Source organism: Aminobacter sp. J44 (genome assembly GCF_007829415.1).
Taxonomy (GTDB): domain Bacteria; phylum Pseudomonadota; class Alphaproteobacteria; order Rhizobiales; family Rhizobiaceae; genus Aerobium.
Window position 1 is genome coordinate 124,421 of sequence record NZ_VLJG01000012.1, and the last position, 8,371, is coordinate 132,791.

The 8,371-nt window shown below is 61.8% G+C and carries 8 protein-coding genes and 1 pseudogene; 1 reads left to right on the forward strand and 8 read right to left on the reverse strand.

Going from position 1 to position 8,371, the window contains the following annotated elements:
* Window positions 1–4: 4 nt before the first annotated feature.
* Window positions 5–739 carry a DUF4391 domain-containing protein gene (locus L610_RS06620; protein ID WP_144703635.1) on the reverse strand — a complete coding sequence of 245 codons (735 nt, stop codon included), beginning with the start codon at window positions 737–739 and terminating at the stop codon, window positions 5–7.
* Window positions 736–3,483 (reverse strand): DEAD/DEAH box helicase, encoded by a 2,748-nt coding sequence (locus L610_RS06625; RefSeq protein WP_246658943.1) that lies wholly within the window; start codon window positions 3,481–3,483, stop codon window positions 736–738. The genes L610_RS06620 and L610_RS06625 overlap by 4 nt, the downstream gene beginning before the upstream one ends.
* Window positions 3,484–3,489: 6 nt before the next feature.
* On the opposite strand from L610_RS06625, the gene L610_RS20470 reads away from it, so the two are divergent.
* Window positions 3,490–3,876 carry a hypothetical protein gene (locus L610_RS20470; RefSeq protein WP_246658944.1) on the forward strand — a complete coding sequence of 129 codons (387 nt, stop codon included), beginning with the start codon at window positions 3,490–3,492 and terminating at the stop codon, window positions 3,874–3,876.
* Between the two features lie 115 nt (window positions 3,877–3,991).
* On the opposite strand, the gene L610_RS06630 is transcribed toward L610_RS20470, so the two are convergent.
* The 6 genes and pseudogenes from L610_RS06630 to L610_RS20475 form a co-directional block, all read right to left on the reverse strand.
* Entirely contained in the window at window positions 3,992–4,852 is an 861-nt protein-coding gene (locus tag L610_RS06630) for a WYL domain-containing protein (RefSeq protein WP_144703641.1), read from the reverse strand.
* A 137-nt stretch (window positions 4,853–4,989) separates the two neighbouring features.
* Window positions 4,990–5,220 (reverse strand): DUF2274 domain-containing protein, encoded by a 231-nt coding sequence (locus L610_RS06635; protein ID WP_144703644.1) that lies wholly within the window; start codon window positions 5,218–5,220, stop codon window positions 4,990–4,992.
* Between the two features lie 2 nt (window positions 5,221–5,222).
* Complete coding sequence (locus tag L610_RS06640) at window positions 5,223–6,362, reverse strand: TrbI/VirB10 family protein (RefSeq protein ID WP_144703647.1); 1,140 nt, start codon at window positions 6,360–6,362, stop codon at window positions 5,223–5,225.
* Window positions 6,359–7,375, reverse strand: a complete 1,017-nt coding sequence (gene trbG / locus L610_RS06645; protein WP_144703650.1) for a P-type conjugative transfer protein TrbG — start codon at window positions 7,373–7,375, stop codon at window positions 6,359–6,361. The genes L610_RS06640 and trbG overlap by 4 nt, the downstream gene beginning before the upstream one ends.
* A complete protein-coding gene (trbF, locus tag L610_RS06650) occupies window positions 7,372–8,061 on the reverse strand; it encodes a conjugal transfer protein TrbF (protein ID WP_144703653.1) in 690 nt (229 codons plus the stop codon). Before trbF ends, trbG begins: the two co-directional genes overlap by 4 nt.
* Window positions 8,058–8,371 (reverse strand): annotated as a pseudogene (locus tag L610_RS20475) (P-type conjugative transfer protein TrbL); the annotation flags it as partial. The pseudogene L610_RS20475 and the gene trbF, both read right to left, overlap by 4 nt.

Below are 8,371 nucleotides of genomic sequence, written 5' to 3' on the forward strand. Positions count from 1 at the left end.
CTTCTCACTTCGTCGCGGCGGCGCTGCGGTTTCCCGCCGTCAGCCGCTCCAGTTTCTCTTTGGCAGCGCGCAGCTCGGCATTGATCGCCACGCGCTTGTTGAATTGCTTCTCGCGCGCCAGCCGCGCCTTGATCCGCTCTACCTCACGCACTTGGTGCTGAATCGCCTCGGCCTGCGCGATGCGCTCTTCCAGCGACACGGGGCGCTCCGCCTCGGCAGGGGCGAAGGGCGTCTGCGGCGCCTCACCCATGCCGGGGATCAACCGGGCCGTCTGACCGGCCAGCAGCCGCTCGTACAGCGCGCCCATGTTCAGCGCCACGGGAAGCGGAGTGCGCGGCGAATCCTCGGGCAGCCAGTCGCCGTGGAAATGGTCGCCCACCACCCAGCGGGCGCTGTCGGCCTCGCTCGGCCTTTTGTAGGCCGCAGCCAGCCTGACGCGGCCGCCATGGGCCAACTCAAAGATCAGCGGAAAGGGGATGGCCTTGTCGATGGCGCGCAGCACATCACGGTCGAGCGTCGCGGTGCGCGCGGTGATGCGGAAGACCTGTATCTCGGCCACCTGCTTCGTCGCCGTCAGATTGACCGTCTCGGGCGCCAGCTTGTGCGACCAGACGATCTGGTCCACCTCGCGCACGAAGAGCTCCTTGAGGCCCGTGTTCGTCCCGGCGTGCTCGTAGATCTTGGTCTTGGGGATCACGCGCCCGAAGGCTGCGGCGCGGGGCCAGTCGTAGAGTGTCATGCGCCACCCCCTTCGATGACCAGGAAGGCGATCAGCTCGAAATCGTCCAGCCCCTTGATGGTGTGGGTCAGCGCCGTGGTTCGCCCGCCGCTGAACAGGCTATCGATGTCCTTCTCTTCCTTCACCTCGATCATCGATCGGATCGCGCTGGACAGCAGGTCGGAATAGCGGCCCATGTTGCGCCCGTCATCCGTGCGTTCGTTAAAGATACGGCAGACGTCGTGGACTGGCTCGTTCCGCCCCTTGCAATTGGACCGGATCAGGTCGAGCAGGCGCTTTACCTCGGTGTGGTCGGCAACGATTTGGCCGTCGTCGCCGATGTAGACCAGGTAGTAAGGGTGTAGCCGGTTCTGCTGGTTGACGTTCACGCTCTCGTGGATGTTCTTCAGCGCGAAGATGACGCCTGGCAGCAGGCCCAGCTCGGGCTGAGCGGGAACAACGGCGTGCATGCCGAAAGGCACGTTGTCGAGCTCGCCATGCTCCTTGACGTAGTTGAGCAAGTCCATCCGGAAATCATTAAGCCCGAGATCCGTGATCGAGATGCCGGCTTTCACATCCTCGAGCTCGATGACCTCCTCCTGGAGCCGCTTGAGCTGCTCCTTGCGATAAGCGATGTCACTCGACTTGGCAGTAAGCACATTGTCATCACCAGTGGCCGTGATGTCTGTGATCACCATCCGGTTCTCGACGCGTTCCTTGAGGTTGATGTATTCGTCGAGCGTGATGTCGGGCCAGTAGTTGACAAGCTGGATCTGGCTGTTCGGGGAGCCGATACGGTCAATCCGCCCGAACCTCTGGATGATGCGCACCGGGTTCCAGTGGATGTCGTAGTTGACCAGGAAATCGCAGTCCTGAAGGTTCTGGCCTTCCGAGATGCAGTCGGTGCCGATAAGGATGTCCAGCTCTCCTGGCTCGTTCGGCAGGACGATGGCCTTTTCCTTCGACCGCGGAGAGAACAGCGTCAGAACGCTCTGGAAGTCGTAGGGCTTCTTGAGCGTCGTCTTGGGCGCGTCCGACCCGGTGACCTTGCCGACATGCAGCCCGAGCTGTGCGGCGAAGGGCGCCAGGTTGTCGAAAAGGTAGTTGGCTGTATCGGCAAAGGCCGTGAAGACCAGAACCTTCCTGTTTCCGGGGTTCAGCGGCTCGTCGACCTTATGCCTGATGAGGGCGAGCAGGTGCTGGAGCTTGGCGTCGTCCGCCGGTTTGACCTTTTCCATCGAGGCGATCAGATCTTCGATCAGGACGAGGTCCGCAGCCAGGTCGTGCTTCCATGATGGCAGATCCATGTCGGCTAGGCTGATCTGGACCTTCTTTCCGACAGTGAACTCGTCGAGGCCGGAGAGGTCATCGTCCTCCGGGTCGAAGTCGCTCATTTCGGCAAGGTAGTCGCTGACGCTCTCGCTTCGTCCGGTTTTCTCGAACTGGCCTATCGCGTCGAGCGTGCGCGAGATGTTGGCGCCGAGAGACCGAAGCGTGAGCCGGAACGCGGCGACCGAACTCTCTAAGCGTTTCAGCAGGTTGGTTGTCATCAGCGCCTGAAGGCTGCGCTCTCGATCGGCCTGTCTGAGCTTGCCGCGTCCGCCCTCGACCTGCGTGTCATAGATCTCCTCATACTTCCGCAGACGGCTGGGCAGGATGTAGCTGATCGGGGCGTAGACCGCGAGCTTCAGTACCGAAAGCTGCGTGAAGATGTCGTTGAACCCCATCACGTCCGACCGCTCGGTGATTGGGCGATGATAAGAGAGCGGCTTGCGCCTTTGGGGAAACTTCCCGATGTCCTTCGTATCGTAGAAGGTCTCGATGTGCTTTCGTGACCGGGCGATGGTGACGGCGTCCAGAAGCTCGAAAAAATCGAAGTCGAGCGCCTTCAGGATCGACGCAGCCGTCCTCTCCTCTGGCGGCAGGGAAGACCATTCATTGAAGGCCTTCTGTGCCCGGCGGAAAATCTCTTCTACGCTGGCCCGTGTCTTCAGATTCTTGCTGAGCGCCTCAGACTGCCCCTCGTACGCGAGCGCAAGCTGATTACGAAGGTCAGTGAACCTGTTATTGACCGGCGTCGCCGAGAGCATCAGAACCTTGGTCTTCACGCCGGCGCGGATGACCTTGTTCATCAGCTTTTGGTAGCGCGTCTCGCGGTCCTTGTAGACATCGTTGTTGCGGAAATTGTGGGATTCGTCGATGACCACCAGGTCGTAATTACCCCAGTTTACGCGGTTAAGTGGGATGCCAAACGACTCGCCGGTCGTGCGCGACAGGTCAGTGTGGCACAGGACATCGTAGTTGAACCTATCCTTGGCGAAGATGTTGGTGGTCAGGTTCGTATTGTAGTTCCGCCAGTTGTCCGCAAGCTTCTTGGGGCAGAGCACGAGAACAGAGCGGTTGCGCAGTTCGTAGTACTTGATGACGGCAAGCGCGGTGAAGGTCTTACCGAGTCCCACGCTGTCCGCGAGGATGCACCCGTTGTATGTTTCAAGCTTGTTGATGATGCCGGTCGCCGCGTCCTTCTGATAGTTGAAGAGCTTGTTCCAGACCACGCTGTCGCGGTAGCCAGTGAGGTCGTTCGGCAGAACATCCTCGTCTACGTCCTCCAGGAAGTCCTGAAAGATGTTGTACAGCATCATGAAATAGATGCGCTCGGGCGAATTCTCTTGGTAGACCGACGCGATATGGTCGCAGACAGCGGCGGTGACATCGTTGAGTTTCTCCGGATCCGACCAAATCTGATCGAACAGCTGGAGATACATTTGCGTGTGACTGGGGTCGTCGAACCGGGTCACGAAATTCGAGACCGCGTCGCCTTTCTGATAACCGAGATCAACGGCCGTAAAGCCGCTGATGGGCATATAGGCCACCCCTCCATCGTTGCTCGCGGCGTGCAGAAACTGCTGCATCGGCGCTTTCGTGGTGTTCGAGCGAAATTTGGCTTTCTTGCGTATCCACTCGGCGCATTCGCGAGCCACAGCACGCTGCGTCAGCTTGTTCCGCAGCTGGATTTCAAATTCGGTCCCATAAAGCCCACTTTCCCGCCGCGACTTTGGGATAAAAAACTCTCGCCGCTCCTTGCGAAAGCGATCGGTGGCTTCGGTGGGTATGAATGTGGGGGCGGTGAAAATGAACTGCAGGCTATCAATCTTTGAAAGCTCTGATTTCAGCGCTTCGAAGGCATAGATCGAGAAGCACGACGCGGCGATTTTTAGCCGTGTTCCGCGCCCGATCGTGCTCTTCAGATCATCTCCGAGAAGCTGAGAGGTATTATCGATGATTTTCATCGACCACCTCCCTGTTCAACAAAACGATCTGTTGATCCTCAGGCCTTCGCGCGTTCGGATCGGTATCAAGCCCGAGACGCCTCAGCGCGTAATAGAGCAACGCCCTGCGCACCTTGATCTTCGTCTTGCCGCCACGCATGCCATAATCGAGCGCAATCACCTTAGCCTGCGTATCGGACAGCTCGGGATGCGGTCCGATCTCCAACGTGATTTCCTCGTTCCAATCGGTGTCGGTGCCGGGCTCCACCCCACTGGGTTTGGAAGCACGCGTTTCGACAATCCGAGCGAGGAGGAAATCCTTGTAGGTTTGGTCGATGCAGCAGAAGGCCCGCGCGTGCCAACGAAAGCCATCTAAGCCGATGGCGTGCGGCGCGATCCAGCGCCAGCGGGGCTCCGGCCGCGAAAGTGACTGATATTTGATCTCGATGGCAAGGTTGTCGCGAATGGCGCCGAGAACGGCCCGCAGCGTTTCGTTCGTGACATCCCGCGCGGGGACAGGTGGGCCACTGTAAGGCGGGAAATGCGCGATCCACGACGCCGCGGCCGGCAATATGCCTTCGGCAACAGAACGCAGCTGCGTGAGATAATGGGCTGCGTCAGGCTTTAAAAAACAGGGCTGGAATGCCTCACTCGCCACATACCGTTTGGCGCTTTTGTCGTAGACCGCGTTCTGTGGGGCGCGCTCCTGATAAAGCGTCAGATCTTTCGATGCTTGCGGCACCGAGACGTCGAAGGCCTCGACGATATCGGATCGGTTGACCCCGCCTTCCCAATAAAGACGAAACTCAATGAATTCGAGCCGGCGCTCTACGCCCCATTTCAGCACCGTTTTGCCCCCCGGCATCGCAAGCATCCCAAAGTCGATAGCAACAAAGACTCGATGGGAATACGGACGTGACCCGTTGAGTTACTATCCTCATCTGGAGGGCAGGTCAATCTACTAGGGACGCGAATGCCGGTGTTCGGTTCAGACCGCGCCGATCAGGACGTGGTTGCGGAGCCCCTTCTGGCCCGGACAAAGCCGCGATCCGTGGCAATGAACCGCTCGAGCATCGGCACGATCAGCTTCACCGGATCCGCCGCGGCTTGACCGCTCTCACGGGCCAGCACTTCCGCATAAGCGGTCAGATCTCGATGGAGCGGTCCGGGCAGCGCCACTGTCACCTTAACGGGTTTGTCCTCGACGATGGGACCCAGTTTCAACTTCGCCATGATCAGCTCCTGTAAGGCTCGAGCACGAGGTCGCGGGTGACAATTACCCGAACCGGAAAACCCGGGCGGATGGTGAGCGTTGGCTCGACCTGCAATTGCCGCTGGATGATCTGCTGCCCAGCCTGATTGATGGTGTCCTGCGCGCCGTCACGGATGGCGCGGATCAGCCGGTCCTCGTCGCTGGTCGCGAGTTCGGTTCCAATGCCGAGTAATGTCGAGAGCCCGGCGGCCTTCATCAGATCCCACCAATGATAGTCGACGCCGTCTTCAAGTCCGGCATAGCCGGCGGCGTCCGCGCCGGGCTGACGCTCCAGCACGATCGAATGGCCATTGGGAAAGACCAACCTGTTCCACACCAGCAGCACGCGCCGCTGACCGAAAGTCACGCCGTCATCGTATTCGCCGATGATGCGGGTGCCCTGCGGGATCAGAAGCAGGCTACCGGTCGGGCTGTCATAGACGTTCTGGGTCACCTGGGCGGTGACCTGTCCCGGCAGATCGGAACGAATACCGGTGATCATCGCCGCTGGGATCACGGCTCCCGCCTGAAGGATGTATGGCGATGCAGGTGCCATGACGCGATCGAGGGCGACTGTCTGCCGATCGACGGGCTCATTGAGGAAAGCGGTGTGTCTGTCCTGTGCGGCAGGCAGGCCCCCAAGATCGAGGCCGGCAAGGCTGGATACAGCCGCACTCGGTGTGGCTCCAGTTGCAGGAGCGGTCTGAAAGAACACACGACTGGTGCGAGCGGCTTCTTCTTCGGCCAAACGGCGCTGCTCCTCGGGATCGACGGCCGGCGCTGTGATTGCAGGCGGCGCGACTGGCTGCCCCCGGTTCTGGGCATCGAGGATCGGACCGCCGAGATCACCCGGCAAGGGCGGTCCAAGAACCGGGCCGGTATAGTCGCGCGGCAGTTCGGATAGCCCGTCTGCCGTCGGACGGTTCTCGACAAAATAGAGCTCGTCGCCTCCAGGCTCGGCATCGCGCGTCTGCAGCGCGTAGATGAGCGCACCGCCAATGCCGAGAAGTGCGATACCGCCGATAGCGGCGAGCATCTTGCGGGACAGGCGGGTGACCCGGGGCGGCTCCGCGCGCAGCCGCATTGGAGCTGCGGCGTCCTTGGGGGTAGTAGCTTCCGTCATGACGGGGCGCCTCCGGTCGCAGAAGAGGACGATGCCGCAGCTTGCCTTTGCTCGATGCGGACGATCCGGACCGTTTGCTGGCGATCACCGCTGCCAAGGCGAAGCTCGGCCGCACCGAAGAGGTGATCGATGATCAGGATATTGTGGTGGACGCGGCTGTTGACGATCTGCGGCTCGCCATCGGCGCCAAGAACAAAGATTGGCGGCATCTCGCCCTGCACGATGCCGCGCGGGAAAACGACATAGACGCGGCGGCCATCATCGAAGACCGAGATAGGACGCCATGGCGGGCTGTCGCCGGTCAGACCGTAGCGGTAGTTGCGCGCGGCTTCCTTGGGGATGATCGGCGCGGCAGGCGCGCTTTGGCGCTGCCCGGGTGGCGGCGCCGGATAGGCCCAGGCCACCGCCGGCATATAGAGCGCCTCGCGAGCCCGCAGTTCGATCATATAAGTGCGCCGGTCGGTGGTGATGACCAGATTGGTCGAAATCTCCGGCCGCGTCGGCTTGACCAGAATATGAACCTGTGCGGCATTGCCCGACCCACTCGTCGTATCGCCGATAATCCAGCGGGCGGTGTCACCCGCTGCAATCGGCCCCGCGCCGGTCAGGCTTTCGCCCGGCTCGAGCGCAATATCGGTGATCTGCCCAGGCGCGGCATAGACCTGGTAGAGCGCGCCCTGCGACCAGGGGTAGATCTGAATGGCATTGTAATAGCCCGCGCGGCGCGGCTCGACGCGCGCGGCAGCGTTGGCGTTTTCAACGCGGCCGGACGCTGTGTCCGCAGGTTCTCCGCCGCGCGCGACGGTCCAGCCGGGCGGCGTGTGCAGCGGCCGCGGCCGATCATCGATAACGGAGGCCTGGACTGCCGGCAGCGGCGGCACGTCAGCATCGTAGCTGAACTGCGGCGTTCGGTTCGTGGCACAGCCCGCGAGCAGGGTCGCGCCGAGCAGCAAAGCTGCCGATACGGGTTTACGGAAAGCCGGACTTGCGGATGTACGGATGGCGGAGATCATTGGCTCATCTCCCGCGACCAGTTGATGGCGTTGACATAGATGCCAAGCGGATTGGCACGCAGGCGTTCGGCATCGCGCGGTGTCTGGATCACGATGGTGAGGATCGCGGTCCAACGCTCGGTGGTGGAGAGCTGGCCATTTTCATAATGCCGCTCGATCCAGGCGACGCGGAAGGAATCCGGTGAGGCTCGGATAACCGAGGATACCTCAACGGCGATCTGCTGGCGCCCGACACGGGCGAACGGATCGTTGGCGCGGGCATAATCGTTCAAGGCCGCCGCCCCGCGATCGGTCGTCCATTCATAGGCGCGCAGCCAGTTCTGCCGCACGATGATCGGATCGGCCGGGATCGAGCGCACCTGCTCGATGAAGCGGCCAAGGTGCCAGGCGATTTGAGGATCGGTCGGCCGGTAGTCGGCCGTGGCGGGCGCGACCGCTTGCGCCTGGCCGAGATTGTCGACCTGCACGACCCAGGGCACCACCGTCCCGCGCGCCGATTGCCAAACGAGGGCCGCGGCAAATCCGGCGCTAAGGATCAGCGAGCCGAATGCCATATAGCGCCAGTTGCGCGCCTGGACGCGGGCCGAGCCGATGCGCTCGTCCCAGACCTGAGCGGCCTTTTGATAGGGCGTCTCTGGCTCGGGGGATTTGCCGTAGTGGGCGGCGGGGCGTTTAAACAGGCTCATGATCGGTCACTTTCGGAGACGGAGACGGAAGAGCCGCCACCATGGCTGTCGCCGGAGCGGACGGCATGGGCGGTCATGGTGGTGCCGTGGCTGAGCGCCTGCCGGCGCTGCATCCGCCGCGCCCAAGCGGGCGGGCCACCGGCCGGCGAGGACGATCCTGCCGCCCCGGGAGTGACACTCGCGCCACCGGCGCCGCCCATGGAGGATGAGCCTCCGGTCAGACCGAGGCCGGCACGTGCACCATCGGAGAAGCTGGACTTCACGCTTTGCGAAGCCCTGGAGACGGCGCCTTTCAACGGCGATATGGCAG

Bases quoted from the DNA above. Each gene is read 5' to 3' on its own strand.
- L610_RS06625 (WP_246658943.1), bottom strand. From the start codon at position 3,483: ATGTATCTCCAGCTGTTCGATCAGATTTGGTCGGATCCGGAGAAACTC.
- L610_RS06630 (WP_144703641.1), bottom strand. From the start codon at position 4,852: ATGCCGGGGGGCAAAACGGTGCTGAAATGGGGCGTAGAGCGCCGGCTC.
- trbF (WP_144703653.1), bottom strand. From the start codon at position 8,061: ATGAGCCTGTTTAAACGCCCCGCCGCCCACTACGGCAAATCCCCCGAG.
- L610_RS06635 (WP_144703644.1), bottom strand. From the start codon at position 5,220: ATGGCGAAGTTGAAACTGGGTCCCATCGTCGAGGACAAACCCGTTAAG.
- L610_RS06640 (WP_144703647.1), bottom strand. From the start codon at position 6,362: ATGACGGAAGCTACTACCCCCAAGGACGCCGCAGCTCCAATGCGGCTG.
- trbG (WP_144703650.1), bottom strand. From the start codon at position 7,375: ATGATCTCCGCCATCCGTACATCCGCAAGTCCGGCTTTCCGTAAACCC.
- L610_RS06620 (WP_144703635.1), bottom strand. From the start codon at position 739: ATGACACTCTACGACTGGCCCCGCGCCGCAGCCTTCGGGCGCGTGATC.